21 protein-coding genes are annotated in these 20,307 nt (G+C 66.6%); 3 read left to right on the forward strand and 18 right to left on the reverse strand.

Annotated elements, in window-relative coordinates; translation table 11 throughout:
* Window positions 1–4: 4 nt before the first annotated feature.
* Window positions 5–1,246: an MFS transporter gene (locus tag AC5Y4C_RS19210; protein ID WP_500008517.1), complete on the reverse strand. Its 1,242-nt coding sequence runs from the start codon at window positions 1,244–1,246 to the stop codon at window positions 5–7.
* A gap of 163 nt (window positions 1,247–1,409) precedes the next feature.
* Between AC5Y4C_RS19210 and AC5Y4C_RS19215 the strand changes: the two genes are divergently transcribed.
* Entirely contained in the window at window positions 1,410–2,012 is a 603-nt protein-coding gene (locus AC5Y4C_RS19215; protein ID WP_499904436.1) for a YqgE/AlgH family protein, read from the forward strand.
* On the opposite strand, the gene AC5Y4C_RS19220 is transcribed toward AC5Y4C_RS19215, so the two are convergent.
* The 7 genes from AC5Y4C_RS19220 to AC5Y4C_RS19250 all read right to left on the reverse strand — a co-directional run bounded on the left by AC5Y4C_RS19220 (window position 2,009) and on the right by AC5Y4C_RS19250 (window position 6,945).
* Window positions 2,009–2,995: a bile acid:sodium symporter family protein gene (locus tag AC5Y4C_RS19220; protein WP_499964908.1), complete on the reverse strand. Its 987-nt coding sequence runs from the start codon at window positions 2,993–2,995 to the stop codon at window positions 2,009–2,011. The genes AC5Y4C_RS19215 and AC5Y4C_RS19220 overlap by 4 nt on opposite strands.
* Window positions 2,992–3,333: a hypothetical protein gene (locus AC5Y4C_RS19225; RefSeq protein ID WP_499964840.1), complete on the reverse strand. Its 342-nt coding sequence runs from the start codon at window positions 3,331–3,333 to the stop codon at window positions 2,992–2,994. The genes AC5Y4C_RS19220 and AC5Y4C_RS19225 overlap by 4 nt, the downstream gene beginning before the upstream one ends.
* A 42-nt stretch (window positions 3,334–3,375) precedes the next feature.
* Window positions 3,376–4,272, reverse strand: coding sequence for an LpqN/LpqT family lipoprotein (locus AC5Y4C_RS19230; protein WP_499964842.1), 897 nt, complete (start codon window positions 4,270–4,272; stop codon window positions 3,376–3,378).
* A gap of 190 nt (window positions 4,273–4,462) precedes the next feature.
* The gene (locus AC5Y4C_RS19235; protein WP_499904442.1) at window positions 4,463–4,873 is read right to left on the reverse strand and encodes a hypothetical protein; all 411 of its coding nucleotides are present in this window, start codon (window positions 4,871–4,873) and stop codon (window positions 4,463–4,465) included.
* 82 nt (window positions 4,874–4,955) lie between these two features.
* On the reverse strand, window positions 4,956–5,312 hold the full coding sequence (locus AC5Y4C_RS19240; protein WP_499964844.1) for a hypothetical protein: 357 nt from the start codon (window positions 5,310–5,312) through the stop codon (window positions 4,956–4,958).
* 250 nt (window positions 5,313–5,562) lie between these two features.
* Window positions 5,563–6,465, reverse strand: a complete 903-nt coding sequence (locus AC5Y4C_RS19245; protein ID WP_499964845.1) for a hypothetical protein — start codon at window positions 6,463–6,465, stop codon at window positions 5,563–5,565.
* Between the two features lie 186 nt (window positions 6,466–6,651).
* Window positions 6,652–6,945, reverse strand: coding sequence for a hypothetical protein (locus tag AC5Y4C_RS19250; protein WP_499964846.1), 294 nt, complete (start codon window positions 6,943–6,945; stop codon window positions 6,652–6,654).
* A gap of 216 nt (window positions 6,946–7,161) precedes the next feature.
* On the opposite strand from AC5Y4C_RS19250, the gene leuS reads away from it, so the two are divergent.
* A complete protein-coding gene (gene leuS, locus AC5Y4C_RS19255) occupies window positions 7,162–10,038 on the forward strand; it encodes a leucine--tRNA ligase (protein ID WP_499964847.1) in 2,877 nt (958 codons plus the stop codon).
* A 23-nt stretch (window positions 10,039–10,061) separates the two neighbouring features.
* Here the strand turns inward: leuS and AC5Y4C_RS19260 are convergent, their stop codons facing one another.
* Complete coding sequence (locus AC5Y4C_RS19260; protein WP_499904446.1) at window positions 10,062–10,724, reverse strand: SDR family oxidoreductase; 663 nt, start codon at window positions 10,722–10,724, stop codon at window positions 10,062–10,064.
* Between the two features lie 63 nt (window positions 10,725–10,787).
* On the opposite strand from AC5Y4C_RS19260, the gene ggh reads away from it, so the two are divergent.
* Window positions 10,788–12,128 (forward strand): glucosylglycerate hydrolase, encoded by a 1,341-nt coding sequence (gene ggh, locus AC5Y4C_RS19265; RefSeq protein ID WP_499904449.1) that lies wholly within the window; start codon window positions 10,788–10,790, stop codon window positions 12,126–12,128.
* A 2-nt stretch (window positions 12,129–12,130) separates the two neighbouring features.
* Here the strand turns inward: ggh and AC5Y4C_RS19270 are convergent, their stop codons facing one another.
* The 9 genes from AC5Y4C_RS19270 to AC5Y4C_RS19310 form a co-directional block, all read right to left on the reverse strand.
* A complete protein-coding gene (locus tag AC5Y4C_RS19270) occupies window positions 12,131–12,586 on the reverse strand; it encodes a MarR family winged helix-turn-helix transcriptional regulator (protein ID WP_499904451.1) in 456 nt (151 codons plus the stop codon).
* Between the two features lie 60 nt (window positions 12,587–12,646).
* A complete protein-coding gene (locus AC5Y4C_RS19275) occupies window positions 12,647–13,384 on the reverse strand; it encodes an amino acid ABC transporter ATP-binding protein (protein ID WP_499964910.1) in 738 nt (245 codons plus the stop codon).
* A 12-nt stretch (window positions 13,385–13,396) separates the two neighbouring features.
* Window positions 13,397–15,112: an ABC transporter substrate-binding protein/permease gene (locus tag AC5Y4C_RS19280; protein WP_499906250.1), complete on the reverse strand. Its 1,716-nt coding sequence runs from the start codon at window positions 15,110–15,112 to the stop codon at window positions 13,397–13,399.
* 101 nt (window positions 15,113–15,213) lie between these two features.
* On the reverse strand, window positions 15,214–16,110 hold the full coding sequence (locus AC5Y4C_RS19285) for a DUF4436 domain-containing protein (protein ID WP_499904455.1): 897 nt from the start codon (window positions 16,108–16,110) through the stop codon (window positions 15,214–15,216).
* Between the two features lie 37 nt (window positions 16,111–16,147).
* On the reverse strand, window positions 16,148–16,939 hold the full coding sequence (locus AC5Y4C_RS19290; protein WP_499904457.1) for an LLM class F420-dependent oxidoreductase: 792 nt from the start codon (window positions 16,937–16,939) through the stop codon (window positions 16,148–16,150).
* Window positions 16,940–16,960: 21 nt separating this feature from the next.
* Entirely contained in the window at window positions 16,961–17,923 is a 963-nt protein-coding gene (locus AC5Y4C_RS19295; protein WP_499964848.1) for a hypothetical protein, read from the reverse strand.
* 90 nt (window positions 17,924–18,013) lie between these two features.
* On the reverse strand, window positions 18,014–18,214 hold the full coding sequence (locus tag AC5Y4C_RS19300) for a hypothetical protein (protein ID WP_499904461.1): 201 nt from the start codon (window positions 18,212–18,214) through the stop codon (window positions 18,014–18,016).
* A gap of 33 nt (window positions 18,215–18,247) precedes the next feature.
* On the reverse strand, window positions 18,248–19,165 hold the full coding sequence (locus AC5Y4C_RS19305; RefSeq protein ID WP_499964849.1) for an Rv0045c family esterase: 918 nt from the start codon (window positions 19,163–19,165) through the stop codon (window positions 18,248–18,250).
* Window positions 19,166–19,175: 10 nt separating this feature from the next.
* Window positions 19,176–20,267, reverse strand: a complete 1,092-nt coding sequence (locus tag AC5Y4C_RS19310) for an inositol-3-phosphate synthase (RefSeq protein WP_499964850.1) — start codon at window positions 20,265–20,267, stop codon at window positions 19,176–19,178.
* Window positions 20,268–20,307 lie beyond the last annotated feature (40 nt).

Raw genomic sequence — 20,307 nt, forward strand, 5'->3', positions numbered from 1 at the left:
AACATTAACCCTCGGCAGAGCCCACGTGCCGCCGGCCGACCGCGGCGTGCACCACCATGCCGGCCAGGTAGGCACCGGCCGCCGCCAAGGCGAGTGCGGGGGAGTGGCCGTCGGCCGGTACCAGGGCCGCGGCCGCCGCGGCCGCCGCCACGAACGTCAGCCAGAAAAGCGAGTCCTGCACGGCGAACACATGGCCGCGGCGGGGGTCGTCCACGTCGATCTGCATCGCGGTGTCCGCGCACAACTTGACCACCTGCCCGGCTGCGCCGAGGAAGAGCGCGCACACCAGCATCACCGGCAAGACCAGTGCGGCGCCGACGAGCTGGACCGCGGTCGCCGCTGCGAGCGCAATGTTGGCAGCGGCGATCCGGCCCACGCGTCGCACGAGCGCCGGCGTGAGCAGGGTTGCGGCGAACGCGCCGGTGGCCGCGGCGGCAAGGAACACCGCGGCCACGCCAAGGCCCGCGACGCCTTGCGCACCGGTGTGCCGCGCGATCACCAGCAGCAGCAGCGTGTTGACGCCGAACGCGATGCGATGTGCAGCAAGTCCCGACAGAGTCGCCGCGACACTGGGTGTCGCGACGACGGTCCGCAATCCGTGCAGCCAGCCGGTGGCCACGGCGTAGACGGCCGAACCGTGAATGGATCGCGCGGTCTCGTCTGGGCCGAGGGTGTGCGGCGGGAACCGCAACGCCAGCAGCAGCGCCACAAGAACCGGGGCGGCGACAACGAAAATGACTGCGGCAGAAGCGGTGTCGTTGGCGCCGAAGAGCCAGCGGGTCACCAGCATGAAGTTGGCGCCGACGAAGCTGGCGACGGCCCCCACCGCAGTGGCGAGCGCGTTCATTCGCACCACTTGATCGCGCGGCACCACATGAGGCAGCGCCGCTGACAACCCGGAGGTGACGAACCGGTTGACGCCGTTGACCAGCAGGGCCCCGGCGAGGATCACATGGCCGCCGGAGCCGATGGCCAGCAGCGCGCCCACACCGACGACGAGGATCAGCCGCGCGGCGTTGGCACCGACCAGCACGAAGCGGCGGTCCCACCGGTCCAGCAGCGCACCGGCGAAGGGCCCGAGAAGCGAATACGGCAGAAACAGCACCGCGAACGACCACGCGACGTCGCCCGGCGTCGCGGCCCGATCAGGGTTGAACAGCAATGCTCCGGCAAGCCCCGCGTTGAACAGCCCGTCGCCGAACTGGCTGGCGACGCGCAGAGCGAGCAGCCGCCCGAACTCGGGCATGGCCCGGACCGACCGCCACACCGCGGCCGGTGCGTGCACGTCAACCACTCAATTCACTTCCTGCCAGCCGCCGCCACAGAGCGAGCCGAACCTACAGTACAAATATCGAGCCCAGCATCCGCCGATCGCCCCAATTGCGCTGTGCTGGTGACATGATGGTGACGTGGCTTACTCAGAGGATCCGGAGGATTACGCTCCCACTACCAATCGGGTGCGCTCCGGCACTCTGCTGTTGGCCAACACCGATCTGCTCGAGCCGACGTTTCGGCGCAGCGTGATCTACGTCGTCGAGCACAACGACGGCGGCACACTAGGTGTGGTGCTCAACCGGCCGAGCGAGACTGCGGTGTACAACGTGTTGCCGCAGTGGGCAAAGTTGGCGGCCAAGCCCAAGACCATGTTCATCGGGGGTCCGGTCAAGCGCGACGCGGCGCTGTGCTTGGCGACGCTGCGGGTGGGTGTCACCTGTGACGGTGTGCCGGGGCTACGTCACGTGCAGGGCCGCGTGGTGATGGTGGACCTCGACGCCGAGCCCGACTCGATCGCCCCGTTGGTCGAAGGGGTGCGCATTTTCGCGGGCTACTCGGGGTGGACCATCGGTCAGCTCGAAGGCGAGATCGAGCGGGATGACTGGATCGTGTTGTCCGCGTTGCCTTCTGACGTGCTCGTCGAGCCGCGAGTGGACCTTTGGGCGCGGGTGCTGCGGCGTCAGCCGTTGCCGCTGTCGCTGCTGGCAACCCATCCCATCGACGTCAGCCGCAACTAGCCGGGGGCAGTTTCCGGCACGCCTTGCCGGGACAGCCGACCAGCGATCACCGCGCACACCAGCAGCTGAATCATGTGAAACACCATGAGCGGCAACATGATCAGACCCACACCGGCCGAGCCGAAGAGAACCAGGGCCATCGGCAGACCTGACGCCAGGCTCTTCTTCGATCCGCAGAACAGCACGACAATCGCGTCGCCCCGGTTGAGCCGCGCTAGCCGGGCCAGCATCGAGGTCACCGCTAGCACCACCGCCAGCAAGGCGCCACAGACCGCCACGAGTGCGGCCAGCCGCCACGGCGTCACCGCGCTGAAGACGCGTTCGGTGATACCGGCCGAGAATGCGGCGTAGACCACCAGCAGGATCGAGCCGCGGTCCACCACTTTGGTCAGCGTCGTGTGCCGGTATACCCAGTCCGCGACCCACGGCCGCAGCAGTTGCCCGACGACGAACGGCGCCAGCAGTTGCAGGACGATGTCCACCACGGCGGTTCCGTCGAACCGCGCACCGCCGCTGGTTCGCATCAACGCGACCACCAACAGCGGGGTCAGGATCACACCCAGGATGTTGGAGATCGTGGCGCTGACGATCGCCGCCGCGACATTGCCGCGAGCGATCGACGTGAACGCGATCGACGATTGCACGGTCGACGGCACCAGGCACAGGAACAACAACCCGGTGTAGAGCTCGGCGTCGAGCAGGCTCGGTTCGAAGACTCGCGCCGCCAGGCCGAGCAGTGGAAACACGATGAACGTGACCGCGAGCACCATCAGGTGCAGGCGCCAGTGCCGCAGCCCGTGCAGGGCCTGCACCGGCGACAGCCGCACGCCGTACAGCAAGAACAGCAGAGCGATTGCGACTTTGGTGGTCACTGACACGACGTCGGCGCCGACACCCGTTGCCGGGGCCAGCGCGGCCAGCCCGACGGTCGCGAGCAGGGCCAGAACGAACGAGTCGACGGGCAGCCGCGGGATCCGCGCTATCGGCACGACTGTGTGCAGGAAGCGCAGGGTAGGTCACGCTGACAGGAACCACCGCGCTGCAAGGCGACGTGCGCATAGCGGGCGCCCTGCCACACCCCGACGGCGACCGTGCCGACCGCTCCGGTGATGCACAGCGCCAGCAGCCCGACCGAGGGCCGGCTCGACAGAGCGACGACACCACCGGCGGCCAGCATCATCGCGGCCGCCAACTGGGTGGGTGCGACCGCACGCAGCACCTGTTGTGCACCACCGGCCGGAGCCGGCCGCGCCAGCGCCCGGGCACCCAGTACTGCCAAAAATCCGGCGGCGCACAGGCACAACACACCGGCAACGAGCATGCGGTCACAATACGAGAGCGCCGAAAGCCCCGCAGAGGGCGCCTACCGGGTGGGTGCAGGGGCGGGCTGGGCTGCCGGCGCGGGCGGTGCTGCTGTCGCCGGTGCGACCCGGAAGCCATTGACGATCGCGTCCGTGGCGTCGGCGGCGGACGGCGCGCCCTGAATGTTGGCCAGCGACGTCACCGACAACGACACCAGGTACCGGTCGGCGCCGGCCGTCGCAATCACATGCCGCCGCGACGTGTTCAGCGTCATGTCGTTTTGGCGGTAGGTGCCCTCGATGATCGACGACGGGAACCCGTAGAAGTCCGCAAACGACGCGTCGGTGGTGCGCCAGGCCGGCAGCGACTGGCTGTCGACGAACCCGTGGGTGATCGCTTCCTTCGGGTCGAAGTCGCCGACCAGCTTGTAGACGACCAACTGCGCATTAGGCGTGTAGAGGTCGGGGCTGGTTCGGTTGGCGATCACCGCGAACGCGTCCGGCACGTTCGGGTCGGGCACCTGCGTCCAGCCAGGCGGCATCGGCAACGTGATGTTGAAAGCCTGGAAGCCTTGTGCGCGTTGGGGTTCCAGCTTGACGTTCTTGCTCTTCAGGAAGTCGGTGATGGTGCCCGACGTGGCTGGCACCAACGTGGGCGCGGGCACGGCGGGTGTCGCGGCGGTGACCCCGGACTGCGGCACCATCGGCGCGGAGGGCGCTCCGGCGACGGGCGCGCTGGGCGCGGGAGCGAAGCCGACCGGCGCGCGCTGCACGGGCGCGGCAGCGACCTGGGGGACCGCGTGCGGTGCCACCAGGCCGGGCGCGACGGTCACGGTTTGGGTGACCGTGACGGGCGTCGGCACGGGCGGGGGCAGTGGTTCGGCGCCGGCGCTGGGGATGGACAGGCAGACGACACCGGCAGCGCCTGCGGCGCACGCTCCCGCCGCCGCTAACCACATTCGGTGCTTCGCGATGCCACCGTCTCGTCGCGCAAGTCGCTCTTCGCAGTTGACCATCAGGCTCCCTCCTCCTTCCCCGCGCGCGCGGCGAGAGCCGACGGTAACAACCGTCACTCTGGTACCACTAGAGCTGGAACCGACCTCTGATCGGTCCGCAACGCAACCGAGACCTGGCCATGCAGCCCGGACGCTAATGCGGACGACCGTGATTTACCGATGCAGGTGAGACCCATGGATAGACGACGTCGACGTATTCATCACGGGACACAACCAGGGTGGGCGCAGGCGTCAACATGTCGACGTAGTTGTGACCCGCGCAGCCTTTCCTGCTCAAATTATCCAACTCCAAGACGATTTCACGGGCCTTAGCGATATCGAGTCGCCATACCACATGGGTCTTGTCGAGGTCGATATTGGCCGCGCCTGACTGGATGCGAAATTCGTGCGTCACGCCGGCGTGCTCGAGAAGTGATGTCCCTTGATGCAAGGCGTCGCTTAGCGCGGCTCGAAATGTGTCAACGCCCGCGCCATCCATGGTCAACAGCACCGCGTCATGCCCGTATTCGAACTCGGGCAGATAATTCACACGAATAACACTCATCAAATTTCTACCAATCGCAGCCGATTGTGCTGACGGGGCGATTTGTCTCGCAGCGCCGGCGAGGCTAGTCCCATAGATTTGATCACGGTGACTCCACCTGCCCCGGATTGGGTGCACTGGCGATGCTTGCCAGTAGCGACTGGTGAAGATTTTCGGTCAGTTTGTTGACTTCAGATTCCAGCGCCGACGACGTGTCGGTGCCGATAACGAGCGATTGCTCGATGAGTGCGCCGCCCGCGGCGCTGTTAACGGCATAGTTGTGGATGTCACATCGAACGACGCGGTCACCACTGCGGAGAAGACCTGAGGCGCGGGTAGCTACCACGCCGTATCGCGGTTCGAAAAAGAGTTGATGGCAACGGATTTCCGTGACTCCACCGTCACGCAAGATGCGATCAGCGTTGTCAAGCATCAGCGATTCGGGCACTGTGCCGGGCACCCGATAGAGGTTAAGAACCTCACAACCATCCCAGTAGGTACGGTTACTCAACCGGCGCAGCAGTAGACGTGTCACGGTAGCGCCATCAACGGTGGCAACGGTCCAGGCGGGTGGGACTTTGAGTTCAGGAAGCCAAAGATATAGGTGCTCCGTCGGCACACCCACTAGTGGGCCGACAGCATCGGAAATCTCCAGGGCCAGGGAAGATACGGAAGTAGGGTCTAGTGGCGTCGTCATGATCTACGGCTGCTCAGGCGAGTGCGACGGCGCCCAGCAATAACAGCAATAGCAGTCCGCCGCCGGCCACGGCAGCACCTTCGCCGGGATCGGGAGACGGCGCATCGATATGCGGAACGCTGATATGGGGTATGAGGTCCGGACCAGATGCCGGCGGCGGTGCCGGCATGGTCGCGCCGTGGAAGGGTGTCAGCAACGGGTCTTGCGGCGGTCCGACAGCCCCGGGAGGTGCCGGGGCTGAGGGGTCCAGCAACCACGGCGGCAGATCCGTAACGATGGGGGGCCCGCTCGGTGTCTTCTTCACGGGCGGTAGTTCCCCGATGGGGATGTTCTCCCAATCAGAACCCGGCCCCGGGCGAGGCTTGTAATCCCAGTGTGGATTGTGGCGCTCGTCGCCGGGGAAGTATCTCCACTCTCCGCCGTGCTCGTCGTAAAGGCTCTGACCGCCTCGTGCGGCCGCACTGGGACGGCTGGCCGGTCCAGGTGCCAGTTTTCCGTCGACCGGAGGACGAACCCCTTCGGGCGGTATGCCCTCCGCTGGTGGCTCGGGCGGTGGGGCTGGCTGATCGGGTCCTTGTTTCCAGACGTGGTCGAGACCCTCTATGTATTCCGATAGCCGTGCGGCGGCGTTGGTCAGCTTGCCTGCTACTTCGGTGTCAGTGGCGAGCAGGGACGAAACTCGGGCGGCAATATGCTCGGCATGTATTTGAGCTTGGGTTTGGCGGGCTGCGCGCACCGCGGGGTTTAGACCAACTGCTCGGTCGGTCACCGCGAAGTGCTCCTCAACCGTGAAGCCGTCGGCTTCTGCCCGAGCGACCGCGCGCAGCACGGCGTGTTTGGCGTAGAAAATGTCCTCCGCGCCGGTGTGGGCGATTTTTGCTGTGGCCCGCAAGTTATCACCCGCGTCGGTCGCCATGCGGCGGTCTTTCGCGGTATGAACGTAGGCCGCCTCTGCAGCGTCACCGTGCCATTCGGTGCCTCCGGGAGATTGGGCTTCGCGATGAACTGCGGTGAACGAGTCCTCCCACTGCTCGGCGCAGCTTTCCCAGTGCGTGGCGGCTTCGTGCAGGTGTGGTATCCCAGCGGCGCGCTTCAGACAGCGTTACCACGCTTCCCCCACGGCATCGACAGTTGAGGCGTTGGTGGCCTCCTGCACGACGTACGCGTGTGCTGCCGTCCTCGCATTCGCGCCGGTGCAATCGACCCACTGTCCGAAGGTGGCGCTAACTCTGGCGACCGTTGCATGGATATCGGCGACCGCCGCAGCGGTGGCCTGCTCCGTGGCTGGTACGCGCGGGGGCGTCGAGCCGGTAGCAGCTACCTCGGCAGCGCGACGCCGGCACATGGCAGCGAAGTCCAGCAACCGATCGGAATCAACGGCAATCCGCCCGTTCATAGAACCTCCTTATCCCTGCTACCTGATCCCTGCGACTGGCATGCCTTGTGACCGCTGCCGGGTTTGAAGCCGGCGGATCGAGCCGCCCAAATCAACGCTACGACAGCGTGCGCGACGACTGAGACAGGAACTGCTCACACTGGGATCGCCAGCACCGGGGCTTGCGCGGCACCGTCTGCGGGCGCGCCATCAGAGGCCGCTGACTAACCTGTGGGGGTGACCGACTCCCCGTCCCCTACCGGCCCACGCGCCGAGGCCGACGTGCCCGAGTTCCGCTACACCGCGGAGCTCGCCGGCAAGATCGAGCGGTCATGGCAGCAATACTGGGCCGAGACCGGCACGTTCAACGTGCCCAATCCGGTCGGGTCGCTGGCACCTGCGGACGGCAGCGCCGTGCCCGACGACAAGATGTTCGTCCAGGACATGTTTCCCTACCCGTCAGGCGAAGGCCTGCACGTCGGGCACCCGCTGGGCTACATCGCCACCGACGTCTACGCGCGATACTGCCGGATGACGGGCCGCAACGTGTTGCACGCGTTGGGTTTCGACGCCTTCGGCCTGCCCGCCGAGCAGTACGCGATCCAGACCGGCACGCATCCGCGCACGCGCACCGAAGCCAACATCGTCAACTTCCGCCGTCAACTGGGGCGGCTGGGATTCGGTCACGATTCGCGACGCAGCTTTTCCACCACCGATGTCGAGTTCTACAAGTGGACGCAGTGGATCTTCCTGCAGATCTACAACGCCTGGTACGACGACGACGCGAATAGGGCCCGGCCCATCGCCGAGCTGATCGCCGAATTCGAGTCAGGCGCGCGCACATTGGCGGACGGCCGCAGCTGGGCGGAGCTCTCGAAGGGCGAGCGCGCCGACGTCGTCGACTCTTTCCGGCTGGTCTACCGCGCCGACTCGCTGGTCAACTGGTGCCCCGGCCTAGGCACCGTGCTGGCCAACGAAGAGGTCACCGCCGAGGGCCGCAGTGAGCGCGGCAACTTCCCGGTCTTTCGAAAACGATTGCGGCAGTGGATGATGCGCATCACCGCCTACTCCGACCGGCTGCTCGACGACCTCGACCTGCTGGACTGGCCGGAGAAGGTCAAGACCATGCAGCGCAACTGGATCGGCCGCTCCACCGGCGCAGCGGCCTTGTTCGCCGCCACCGCGAACGATGGTGCACCGGTGGACATCGAGGTGTTCACCACGCGGCCGGACACGCTCTTCGGCGCCACCTACATGGTGCTGGCGCCTGAACACGACCTCGTCGACCGGCTGGTAACCGACCACTGGCCGGAAGGTGTCGATCCCCGCTGGACCTTCGGTGCCCAGAACCCGAGGGCGGCCGTCGCAGCCTACCGGCGTTCGATCGCCGCGAAGTCGGACCTCGAGCGTCAAGAGAACAAGGCGAAAACCGGTGTCTTCCTTGGCACCTACGCCACCAACCCGGCCAATGGTGAGCGGGTGCCCGTCTTCATCGCCGACTATGTGCTGGTGGGCTACGGCACCGGCGCCATCATGGCGGTCCCCGGCCACGACCAACGCGACTGGGAGTTCGCTACCGAGTTCGGGCTACCTATTGTGGAAGTCATTGCCGGAGGCGATGTTTCGCGCGAGGCCTACACCGGGGAGGGACTCCTCGTCAACTCCGCCTACCTCAACGGTCTCGACGTGCCCGCCGCCAAGGAGGCGATCACGCGGCGCCTGGAATCCGATGGCAGAGGCCGAGCCCGGATCGAATACAAGCTGCGCGACTGGCTGTTCGCTCGCCAACGGTACTGGGGCGAGCCGTTCCCGATCGTCTACGACGAGGACGGCCGCCCCCATCCGCTGCCCGAGTCGGAACTGCCCGTGGTGCTACCCGACATCTCCGACTACTCACCAGTGCTGTTCGACCCCGAGGATGCCGACAGCGAGCCGTCGCCGCCGCTGAACAAGGCCACTGACTGGGTGCACGTCGAACTCGATCTCGGCGACGGAGTCAAGACCTACACCCGCGACACCAACGTGATGCCGCAGTGGGCTGGCAGCTGCTGGTACGAGCTGCGTTACACCGACCCGCACAACTCAGAACGGTTCTGCGCCAAAGAGAACGAGGCGTATTGGATGGGTCCCCGGCCCGCCGAGCACGGCCCGAATGACCCAGGCGGCGTCGACCTTTACGTCGGCGGCGTCGAGCACGCGGTGCTGCACCTGCTGTATTGCCGGTTCTGGCACAAGGTGCTGTTCGACCTGGGGCATGTGAGCTCATGTGAACCCTACCGGCGACTGGTCAACCAGGGCTACATCCAGGCGTTCGCCTACACCGACTCCCGCGGCGCCTACGTGCCCGCCGCCGAGGTCGTCGAACGCGACGGCAGGTTCTACTACACCGGCCCGGACGGCGAGATCGAGGTATTCCAGGAGTTCGGCAAGATCGGTAAGAGTTTGAAGAACTCGGTGTCGCCCGACGAGATCTGCGACGAGTACGGCGCAGACACCCTGCGAGTGTACGAGATGGCGATGGGACCGCTGGAGGCGTCAAGGCCTTGGGCCACAAAGGATGTGGTGGGTGCGCACCGGTTCCTGCAGCGGGTGTGGCGGTTGGTGGTCGACGAGCAGACCGGCGAAACCAGGGTGTCCGAGGAATCCGTCGACGAGCAGACGCTGCGGGCGCTGCACCGCACTGCCGCCGGTGTCGCCGACGACTATGCGGGCCTGCGTAACAACACAGCGATCGCCAAGCTGATCGAGTACACCAATCACCTGACCAAGCAAGGAATCACGACACGCGCTGCGGTCGAGCCGCTGGTGCTCATGCTGGCCCCCGTGGCGCCGCACTTGGCGGAGGAGATGTGGCGGCGGCTCGGCCACGACGGGTCGCTGGCGCACGGCCCGTTCCCGCAGGCCGACGAGCGCTATCTGACCGAGGACACCGTCGAATACCCCGTTCAAGTGAACGGCAAAGTGCGCGGCCACATTTCAGTGCCTGCGGACGCGGACAAGGACGCGCTGGAGGCTGCTGCTCTGGCCGACGAGAAGGTGGCGACGTTCTTGGCCGGTGCGACGCCGAAGAAAGTGATCGTGGTCCCCGGCCGGCTGGTCAACCTCGTCGTCTAGGCGCTCACCGGGAAACCCGAGGTTCAGCCGCGGTGACGGATCACGACCTCGTGCACGTGTCCGTCCGGCGGGGTGGCGACGATGTCGGCGATCGCCCGGGCAACCGTCTCAGGCCGTAGGTAATTCGCGGGATCGTAGTCGCCGCCTTCGAATTCGCGGAGCTGACGCTGCATGTCGGTAGCAATACGCCCCGGGTGAACCGACGTCACCCGCAACGACGGCTCCTCCGCCCGCAGCGAATCCGCGTACGCACGCAGCGCGAACTTGCTCGCCGAGTAGGACGCCATTCCGGGCAACACATGCAACCCTGCGCCTGAATTGACAAACAGCACTTGCCCTTTCGCGCGGCGAAGCGCAGGCAGCAGCGCATGGGTCAGCGCCACCGCGCCGATCACGTTGATTTCGAACGTCGTTCGCCAGTCGGCGATGCGTGACTCGGCGAGCCGGTCCGGAAACGCCACCCCGGCGTTGTGTACCAGGACGTCGAGCTCCTCACCGACGTCGAGATCGAGCGCGTCGGCGTCGGTCAGATCCAACGGCACCACAGAAGCGCCTACTCGCCCCGCGACGGCGTCCAACCGCTGGGACGGCCGCCCCGCGAGCAGCAGCGTATGCGTGGGAGCGAGGGCATCGGCGATGGCGGACCCGAGGCCGCCGCCGGCCCCGGTGATCAGCGCGGTCGGCATGCCAGCCACCTTATCGGCTCGCTTGGCAAGCGAGCGGGCGTGACCGGCCGCATCATAGAACCGATGGCCCCCGATCCCAGCTTCTCGCCGACGCAGCTCGCCGCCCGAGCGGCCTATCTGCTACGCGGCAACGACCTGGGTGTGATGACGACGGCCGCGCCGCTGCTGTATCCGCACATGTGGAGCTGGGACGCGGCGTTCGTCGCGGTGGGTTTGGCGCCGCTGAGCGTCGAGCGCGCGGTCGTCGAGCTGGACACGCTTCTGTCGGCGCAGTGGGCGAACGGGATGATCCCGCACATCGTGTTCGCCAACGACGTCGACGGCTATTTCCCGGGTCCGGCCCGATGGGCCTGCTCCGAGTTGGCCGAACATGCCCCGGCACATCACCAGACGTCGGGCATCACGCAGCCGCCGGTGCACGCGATCGCGGTCGAGCGCATCCTCGACCACGCCCGCCGGCGCGGCCGCTCCACGCGACAGGTCGCCGAGGCATTTCTGGACCGCCGCTGGGACGACTTGGTCCGCTGGCACCGATGGCTCGCCGAGGCCCGCGATCAGCGCGGCCGCGGCCGCATCACGCTGTATCACGGCTGGGAGTCCGGAATGGACAACTCACCGCGATGGGATGCCGCCTACGCCAACGTGTCACCCGGTGCGGTCCCGGCATATCGACGCAAAGACAACATGATCGTGCTCGACCCGTCGCAGCGGCCCACCGACGGCGAATACGACCGCTACCTGTGGTTGCTCGAGGAGATGAAATCCGTCCGCTACGACGACGAACAGTTGCCGACGGTGATGAGCTTCGTCGTCGAGGACGTGTTCGTCTCCGCGATCTTCTCGCTGGCCTGTGAGGTGCTGGCCAACATCGGCGAGGACTACCACCGGCCGAACGCCGACATCAAAGACCTGTACAGCTGGGCTGAACGCTTCCGCGCCGGAGTGGTCGAAACCGCAGATGAAAGAACCGGAGCGGCAAGGGATTTCGATGTTCGCGCGAACAAGTGGATCGTCACGGAGACCGTGGCCCAATTCGCCCCGCTGTTGTGCGGCGGCTTGCCGCACGACCGGGAGCGCGCGCTGCTGCGGTTGTTGGAAGGTCCGAGGTTCTGCGGTCATCCCGACCTGAAGTACGCGTTGATCCCGTCGACGTCGCCGGTTTCCCGCGACTTCCGGCCGCGGGAGTACTGGCGCGGGCCGGTCTGGCCCGTGATGACGTGGTTGTTCTCGTGGGCGTTTGCGAGGCGAGGCTGGGCTGAACGCTCGCGCACGTTGAGCAGAGAGGGATTGCGCCAAGCCAGCGACGGCACGTTCGCGGAATACTACGAGCCCTTCACCGGTGAGCCGCTGGGCAGCATGCAGCAGTCCTGGACCGCCGCAGCGGTGTTGGACTGGCTCGGGTAGAGCTAGGTGGCAGACTGGCCGCCCAGCCGCTCCAGCGGTGCGAGGGCACGCGCCAGCAGTTCACGGTCTTCGGCCGACAGCGCGGCGAGCATCTCGGCCAGCGCGGCGCGCCGGTTCGCCAGCGACTCCCGATGCACGGCTAGACCTTTCTCGGTGATGTCGACTAGCACGGCGCGCAGGTCGGACGGGTCCTTCGACCGCTTCACCAAGCCGAGCTTCTCGAGCCGGCGGATAGCCACGGTGGTGGTCGGGGTCCGCACCCGCTCGTGGGCGGCCAACTCCGTCATGCGGATCGGTCCGCGGTCGATGAGCGTCACCAAAATCGACAGCTGAGCCAGCGTCAGGTCACCGGTCGCCACTCGAGTGGTGTCGCCCCGGCGCAGTACCGAGAACAGCTTGGAGAGCACCCGGTGCAGCCCTTCGGCCAGCTCGGTGACCTGCTGCTCGGTCTCGACCATAATTCGCCAGTCTAACCTGTCGGTGGCTGCCAGGACCCTATCCGGCAATATCTCCGAAAGTCATAACAGCTGCGACAAAAACCGTTGTAGACGCTCAGTCTCGGGTGCGTCGAAAATGCGCTCTGGCGGACCGGATTCCACCACCCGGCCATGGTCCATGAAGACCACGGCGTCCGACGCGGAGCGGGCGAAGCCCATCTCGTGGGTGACCACGATCATCGTCATACCCTCAGAGCCTAGGTCGGCGATCAACGCCAAAATGCCCTTCACGAGTTCCGGATCGAGCGCCGAGGTCGCTTCGTCGAAGAACATCACCTGCGGCGCCATCGCCAACGCCCGCGCAATCGCCACCCGCTGCTGTTGGCCACCCGATAACGTCGCGGGCCGGACGTCGGCCTTGTGCCGCAAGCCAACTCGGTCCAGCTGTGCCAACGCAAGTTCACGGGCGGCCTCTGCCGAGAGCCGTTTGAGCTTGCGCGGCGCCAGCATCACGTTGTCGATCACAGTGCGGTGCGGAAACAGGTTGAAGTTCTGGAACACCATCCCGATCCGCTGTCGCAACTGGTCGGGGTTGTCCTCGAGCACCGACCGGCCGTCGAGCAGGATGTCACCGCGGTCCGGTTCGTAGAGGCGATTGAGGGTGCGCAGCAGCGTCGACTTGCCGGACCCGGACGGCCCGATGACGGCGACGGTGCTTCCTGCCGCCACGTCGATGTCGACGCCGCGCAACACGGCGTTTTTACCGAACGACAAATGAATCTCTCTGCCGGACAACGAAACCGGCTGCGGACGTGCCACCTCGGCCACCACTTACACCATCTCCTGAGCCTCGGCGAGGGGGTCTTCCGGTTCGGCCACCGCACGGCCCTGCCGTAGCCGGTTGTCGATGTAGTTCACCAGATGCGTCAGCGGAATGGTCAGCGCCAGGTAGAACAGCCCGGCCGCCACCAACGGCGACAGGTTGCCGGTCTGCGCGTTGAGGTCGCGGCCCACTTGGAACAGCTCACGCTGTCCCGCGACCAGACCGAGAAAATACACCAGCGCGGAGGCTTTCAGCAGCGAGATGAACTGGTTGACCAGTGCTGGCAGGACCCGCCGAATGCCTTGCGGCACAACGACAAGGCGCATCGCACGCCGGTAGCTGAAGCCGAGCGCGCGAGCCGCCTCCATCTGTCCGGGTTCGACGCTTTGGATACCGGAGCGGAAGATCTCACCCACGTAGGCCGCCGCCATCAACCCGAGCGCCGCGATGCCCAGCGGATACGGGTTGTTGCCGGTCAATCCGCCCACCACCGGCCCCACGCCCAGACCGATCAGCAGAATGACCACCACCTCCGGCAGACCGCGGAACACGTCGGTGTACACCCGCGCCGGCCAGCGCAGCCACCGGGCCCGCGAGATGCCCGCGACGGCCAGCACCATGCCCAGCACCACCCCGATGATGCTGGCGCTGATCGTCAGGATCAGCGTGTTGGGCAGCCCGGTCTTGAACAGGTCGGGGATCGCCTGCTTGTAGAGACCCCAATCGAAGAACGCGTCTTTCAGTTGCGCCAGCGTGGATTTCGGGGCGGGGGCGGTGCTGGCGCGCGGAGTGTGGCTCGCCGCGATCGCCGCGAAGTCAGGCAGGACCGGCTGCGGCGCCGACTTCGAGCCCGGCTTCCAGCCTGGCGGCAGCGCCCGAGGCACCCACTCGGAATACAGCCGCGACCAGGTGCCGTCCGCGATCACCGCGTCCAAACCCGCGTTCAGCGCGTCGATAAGCGGCGTGTTCTCTTTGGCGACCGCCCACGCCACGAAATTGTCCAAACTGAAAGTGTTTTCGACGATCACGGCCTGGTCCCCGGGGCGCACGGTGCCTACCGCCTGCTGCGACGGTGCCACCCATGCGTCGATTTGACGTGTCTTGAGGCTGCCGTACACCGTGTTGTAGTCGGGAAACTTCACCGGCTGCAGATGCAGGGTGTCGATCACGTAGGCCTCTTGCACGGTGCCTTGCACCACGCCGATCCGCTGGCCGGGTGCGAGCTTGTCGAATCCGGTGATCGGCGAGCCGGGCGGCACCACCAGTGAGAAGTATCCGAAGTCGTAGCCGTTGGTGAAGCCGACGGTCTTCCGGCGCGCGTCGGTGGTGGTGATCGATGACGAGCCGACGTCGAACCGCCGCGACGCCACCTGTGCGAGCAGGCCGGAGAAGTCGGTGCCGACGAACCGCACTTGCAACCCGAGTTTGGCCGCGACCGCCCGCAGCAGTTCGTTGTCGAATCCGCTGAACTGGCCGGCCGAGTTGATGCAGACGCTGGGCGGGGCGTCCGACAGGGTGCCGACGACGAGCGTGCCGGGTGTGCCGAGGCCCAGCTTGGTGACGTCGACGGCGCTCAGCGGTTCGACGGTCGCGGTCGTGTACTTGTCTTCGGCCGAGCCTTTGGCAGCCTTGGCGAGATTGGTTGGCAGCGGGCTGGCGGCTTGCACGCCGGGTGGCGAGCATTGGTCGGCCGCCGCTGCGGGCGCACCGACAAGCGCAGTCATCAGCAGCACGGCGGCCAACGCCCAAGCGCGAATCACACGCCGAGCGTACGGTTGTTCGCGCGCGGGCTCGCGCTATGTGCGCACCAGCAGTGCGTCGGGCGTCATTCCGAATGCCGGTGCCACGCGAAGATGTACAGCGCCATCGCCGTCACCAACGCGAGCAGCACCCACAGCACCAATGCCTGGTCGATCCACGCGCCCGGTGGTGGAGCACCGGGCAGGATGTTGCGCAGCGGCACGATCGCAAACAGCATGGCCGCGTACCAGGTGGAGAACGGCGGCACGAACTTCTTCTTGCCGCGCAGCATTTGGATCGCGACGAACAACGCCATGATCGGCAGGCTCAGCAGCACCACGCAGATGCCGAGGTCGAAGAACAACGGCCCCTGCGCCCGGTGGAGGGTGAGCGTCACATTGTCCCCGTCGGGTGCCGACTGGGTGGCCGGTCCGCTGCGCCTGGCCGAAATGTCCCAGCCTTCTATCGATCCGGTCACTTCCACGCGTGCCGACACGTAGTCGCGGTTGTCACCGTCGCCCACCAGCACGTCGGCACTGATCTCGTCGGTGGTGTAGGAATCGAACGGCCAGCGGTCCGGGTGGCCGTTGGCGTCGATCGTCGTCTTGTACTGCGCGGTGGTGGGTTTGCCCTTCTTGTACTCGAGGTCGCCCAGCTCGTTGGCCGGGTACATCCGCACAGCGATGTCCTGCTTGACCACGTCGAGGTTGGTATCCATCAGCGAATCCTCTGGATACACAAGCACTTGCACGTCGAGGCGGTTGTCGGTGGTGTGCAACGCGATGAGGTTCACCACCACCACCGTGTCGTCGGTGGTGCCGAGGTTGGCCGGCGGAAGCGGCCGCGCGGAGCCGCTCAGCGCGTGATACCCGAGTAACGATCCGACGTAGAGTGCGGCGAGGATGAAGACTATGCCGCCGACTGCTGCGAATTTCCGCCAACGAGAGCGCCGAACCGGCGCGGGCGGCGTCTGAACGACCACCCGGGAAATCTAGCGTGAGTTGTTTTGTCTGCGTGGCTTATTGAGCCCGGCGAGCCTTCCACCGGCATAACGCCTCGGCTTGGCTCAGGTCGTAGTCGGGACCGTTGACGCCGACCGTCAGAAACGTGACGCCCAGATCAGCCATCGCATCGGCCTCGGCCAGCAGGGCGTCCTCGGAGCGACCCTGAACGCCCGCGGACCGCTCGATCGACTCGGGGTCGCGGCCCACCGCGGCGCAGTGCTGCGCCAAGACCTCGGCTTTGCGTGGGTAGCTTTCGCGGTCGACGAACCCGTGCCAGATGTCGGCGTGCTCGGCCACCAGCCGCAGCGTCTTCTGCTCGCCCTGGCCGCCGATGAGCACCGGAATGTGCCGGGTCGGTTGCGGATTGAGCTTGGCGAACCGTGACTCGATGCGTGGCAGTGCCTCGGCGAGGTCTCGCAGCCGGCTGCCCGCGGTGCCGAAGGGGTAGCCGTATTCGTCGTAGTCCTTCTGCTTCCAGCCGGAGCCGATGCCCAGGATCAGCCGGCCGTTGGAGATGTGGTCGACCGTGCGCGCCATGTCGGCGAGCAGCTCCGGGTTGCGGTACGAGTTGCAGGTCACCAGCGCGCCGATCTCGATCCGTGAGGTCTGCTCGGCCCACGCGCCCAACATCGTCCAGCACTCGAAGTGTGGTCCGTCGGGATCGCCGTAGAGCGGAAAGAAGTGGTCCCAGTTGAACGCCACGTCGACGCCGATGTCTTCGGCGCGGCGGACGGCGTCACGGATGTTCGCGTAGTTCGGTGCGTGCTGCGGCTGGAGTTGGACGCCGATGCGAAGAGGGAAGGCCATGCGGCCACGGTATCGCGCAGCTCAGTGGCGGCAGTTCTCGTACCTGTCGATCAGAGCCTGTTCGGGCGGCGACGGCCGGTAGTCGCGCCTGATGCACGTGCCGATCGACACGGTGACCGGGCCGGTCGCCTGCCCGTAGAAGCCGAGCCGGCCTTGGTACTGGTTGGTGGCCGAGTACAGCACCGGCGCGGGCAGCCGCGCGACGACCGGCAGGTGCTGCTCGGCGAGCCGCAGCGCCAGCGCGGTGTCGTCGGCGCCGATCTTCTCCGACGCCCATAGCGGTCCGGTGACCGCGCCGTTGATCGTGAAGACGTCGGCGTGCGGGATCGACTGGTCGGCGTTGAGCGTGTCCCACAGCTCCATCTCGGCAGGGGTCGGCAGTCGCCGCGAGGTGTGAATCTCGGCAGGGTGCTGCTTGCCGGCGTTCACGGTCCATTCACCGGCGGCCATGTCGGCGAAGTTACTGGCCAGGGTGCCGACGGCCGCGGCGACCGCACGGTAGTCAGCAGCGTCGGGCAGTTGGATGGTGCCGGAATTCGGAACCGTCGCAGTGGCGGCGCGCAGTCTGACTGTGCCACCGGGGAATTGGCGGCGCAGCGCTACCCAGCTACCCGCCTGCTGAACGACTTGCTCGCGGTTGCTTACCGGGCGACCGCCGTTGTCCACGCGGAACAGGTTGTCGCCGGTGCGGATGTCGAGCTCGGTGCGGTAGCCCTTGTAGTCGTTGGTGGCCATGTCGTCGATGTAGGACGACGTGACTGCGGCCACCTGATCGGCGGTGACCTCGCCGGCCACGTCGACGTCGAATTCGGCGTACGCCGGTCCGCGCGCCGCGTCGTCGTCGAACGTGGTGTGCACCTGCGTCACACCCGCCAGCGTGCGGATGCGCTGGCTGAGCTTGTCCACCTCGGCGCTCCGATCGGGCGGCGCCGCCGTGCACGCGGCCAGGACCAGCACCACCACCGCCAGCCATCGCCATCGCACCAGCCGATTCTGCCAAGGCGACCGCATCCACGTCGCTGAGCCGGCCGCCCAGCGCGTAATACATCAGTTCGCGGCCCTGTCGCTCCGTCGTCACCAGGCCGGCGGCTTGGCGCACCTCGAGATGTTTGACGATGGCCTGGCGGCTGATCGGCAGTTGTCGTGCCAGCGCGGAGGCCGACGCCGGCGCGGCACCCAGCCGGGCCGCTGCACGAGGGACCACACCTGCTCGGCGCTGGCGTCGATGTCGACGGTCCGCTCGATCCGGTCGAGTTGCTGGTCGGTCTCGGTCATGATGTGAACGAATGCGACCCTGCTGTTGTACTTCTATGACCGAGTTGCGCCGAGCACTTCGCGCAAGATCTCGACGAGCACCAGCGGCTGGTCGCTGTGCACCGAATGCCCGGCGTCGGCCACCACGTGCACGCGCTGGAATCCCGGTGCGGTGCGGGCGAATTCGTCGGCGTCCTCGTCGTTGACGAAGGCGGACCGTGCGCCCCGCACCAGCGTGGTGGGTGCGGACAGCGCGGGCACGGCGTCCCACAACCGCTGGAAGCCGGAGTAGTCGGCGTCCTGACGGAAGGAGTCGTAACGCCACGTCCAGGTGCCGTCGTCGAGGCGCTTCGAGTTGTGAAAAACCCCGCGGCGCAACGACTTTCGGTCTCGGTGCGGTGCCGCGGCGACGGTCACGTCCACCATGGACTGAAAGGTCGGGAAGGTGCGCTCGCCCTGGATCAGCGCCACCGTGCCCTTCTGCTCGTCGGTCATCTCCGCGTGACGGGCCGGGGAGGTGGGGGTGACGTCGACGAGCACCAGCCGCCGCACCAGGTCGGGCGCCTGCGTCGCCAGCCGGATCGCGGTCAGCCCGCCCAGAGAATGGCCGACGAAAACGTCTGCGGCCGCAGCCCATTCGCGCAACACAGGCAACAGCGTCGCCGCGTTCTGGAGGGGCCCGTAATCGCCGTCCTCCCGCCAGGCGGACCGGCCGTGCCCGGGCAGGTCGACGGCCAGCGCCGGCTCACCGAGTCCCAGAATGACGGTGTCCCAGGTATGCGCGTTCTGCCCGCCGCCGTGCAGGAACACCACCCGTGGCGGCGCGGACCCGAACCGCAACGCGCTGACGGGTCCGGAGTCCAGCCGTTCGACGACCGGCAGCGGACCGCTGACACCGGCCTGCTCGGCGTTTTCGGGCAGCAGCGCGAATTCGTCGAGACCCAACAGGTCGTCGTCGGAGATCTCCGTCACGGCGACGACACTAGCCGCGGATGAAGTCCTCGAGCTGGGCGCGGGCCACGTCGTCGGGCATCTGTTCCGGCGGGCTCTTCATCAGGTAGGCCGACGCCGGGATGATCGGGCCGCCCAGTCCGCGGTCCTTGGCGATCTTCGCCGCCCGCACCGCGTCGATGATCACGCCTGCCGAGTTCGGCGAATCCCACACCTCGAGCTTGTACTCCAGGTTCAGCGGCACGTCGCCGAAGGCCCGGCCTTCCAGCCGCACGTACGCCCACTTGCGGTCGTCGAGCCAGCCCACATGGTCGGACGGGCCGATGTGGACGTCTTTGGTCTTGAACTCGCGCTGCAGGTTGCTGGTAACGGCCTGGGTCTTGGAGATCTTCTTGCTCTCCAGCCGCTCACGCTCGAGCATGTTCAGGAAGTCCATGTTGCCGCCGACGTTGAGCTGCATCGTGCGGTCCAGCTGCACGCCGCGGTCTTCGAACAGCTTGGCCAGCACCCGGTGGGTGATCGTCGCACCGACCTGGCTCTTGATGTCGTCGCCGACGATCGGCACCCCGGCGTCGGCGAACTTCTTGGCCCACACGGGGTCTGAGGCGATGAACACCGGCAGCGCGTTCACGAACGCCACACCGGCGTCGATCGCGCACTGGGCGTAGAACTTGTCGGCCTCTTCGGAGCCGACCGGCAAGTAGGAGACCAGCACGTCGGCCTCGGCGTCGCGCAGCGCCTTGACCACGTCCACCGGCTCGGCGTCGGACACGTCGATGGTGTCGGCGTAGTACTTGCCGATTCCGTCGAGGGTGGGTCCGCGCTGTACCACCACGTCGGTGGGCGGCACATCGGCGATCTTGATGGTGTTGTTCTCCGACGCGAAGATCGCCTCGGACAGGTCGAAGCCGACCTTCTTGGCGTCGACGTCGAATGCGGCGACGAACTTGACGTCGCGCACGTGGTAGGGGCCGAACCGGACGTGCATCAGGCCGGGAACCGTCGAGCTGTCGTCAGCGTGCTGGTAGTACTGCACGCCCTGCACCAGTGAGGACGCGCAGTTGCCGACGCCGACGATCGCGACGCGCACCTCCGAACCGGCGCCGGTCTTATTGCCACTCATGAGCGGTTCTCCTTACTCCTGCCACTTGACGTTTTTGTGC

The organism is Mycobacterium sp. NGS35 (genome assembly GCF_059812855.1).

What these genes read in the sequence shown, in the direction of transcription:
- AC5Y4C_RS19210 (WP_500008517.1), bottom strand. Translation starts at nt 1,246, where the DNA reads ATGCCCGAGTTCGGGCGGCTGCTCGCTCTGCGCGTCGCCAGCCAGTTC.
- AC5Y4C_RS19225 (WP_499964840.1), bottom strand. Translation starts at nt 3,333, where the DNA reads ATGCTCGTTGCCGGTGTGTTGTGCCTGTGCGCCGCCGGATTTTTGGCA.
- AC5Y4C_RS19230 (WP_499964842.1), bottom strand. Translation starts at nt 4,272, where the DNA reads ATGTGGTTAGCGGCGGCGGGAGCGTGCGCCGCAGGCGCTGCCGGTGTC.
- AC5Y4C_RS19235 (WP_499904442.1), bottom strand. Translation starts at nt 4,873, where the DNA reads ATGAGTGTTATTCGTGTGAATTATCTGCCCGAGTTCGAATACGGGCAT.
- AC5Y4C_RS19245 (WP_499964845.1), bottom strand. Translation starts at nt 6,465, where the DNA reads ATGGCGACCGACGCGGGTGATAACTTGCGGGCCACAGCAAAAATCGCC.
- AC5Y4C_RS19250 (WP_499964846.1), bottom strand. Translation starts at nt 6,945, where the DNA reads ATGAACGGGCGGATTGCCGTTGATTCCGATCGGTTGCTGGACTTCGCT.
- AC5Y4C_RS19260 (WP_499904446.1), bottom strand. Translation starts at nt 10,724, where the DNA reads ATGCCGACCGCGCTGATCACCGGGGCCGGCGGCGGCCTCGGGTCCGCC.
- ggh (WP_499904449.1), top strand. Translation starts at nt 10,788, where the DNA reads ATGGCCCCCGATCCCAGCTTCTCGCCGACGCAGCTCGCCGCCCGAGCG.
- AC5Y4C_RS19270 (WP_499904451.1), bottom strand. Translation starts at nt 12,586, where the DNA reads ATGGTCGAGACCGAGCAGCAGGTCACCGAGCTGGCCGAAGGGCTGCAC.
- AC5Y4C_RS19280 (WP_499906250.1), bottom strand. Translation starts at nt 15,112, where the DNA reads ATGACTGCGCTTGTCGGTGCGCCCGCAGCGGCGGCCGACCAATGCTCG.
- AC5Y4C_RS19290 (WP_499904457.1), bottom strand. Translation starts at nt 16,939, where the DNA reads ATGGCCTTCCCTCTTCGCATCGGCGTCCAACTCCAGCCGCAGCACGCA.
- AC5Y4C_RS19300 (WP_499904461.1), bottom strand. Translation starts at nt 18,214, where the DNA reads ATGACCGAGACCGACCAGCAACTCGACCGGATCGAGCGGACCGTCGAC.
- AC5Y4C_RS19310 (WP_499964850.1), bottom strand. Translation starts at nt 20,267, where the DNA reads ATGAGTGGCAATAAGACCGGCGCCGGTTCGGAGGTGCGCGTCGCGATC.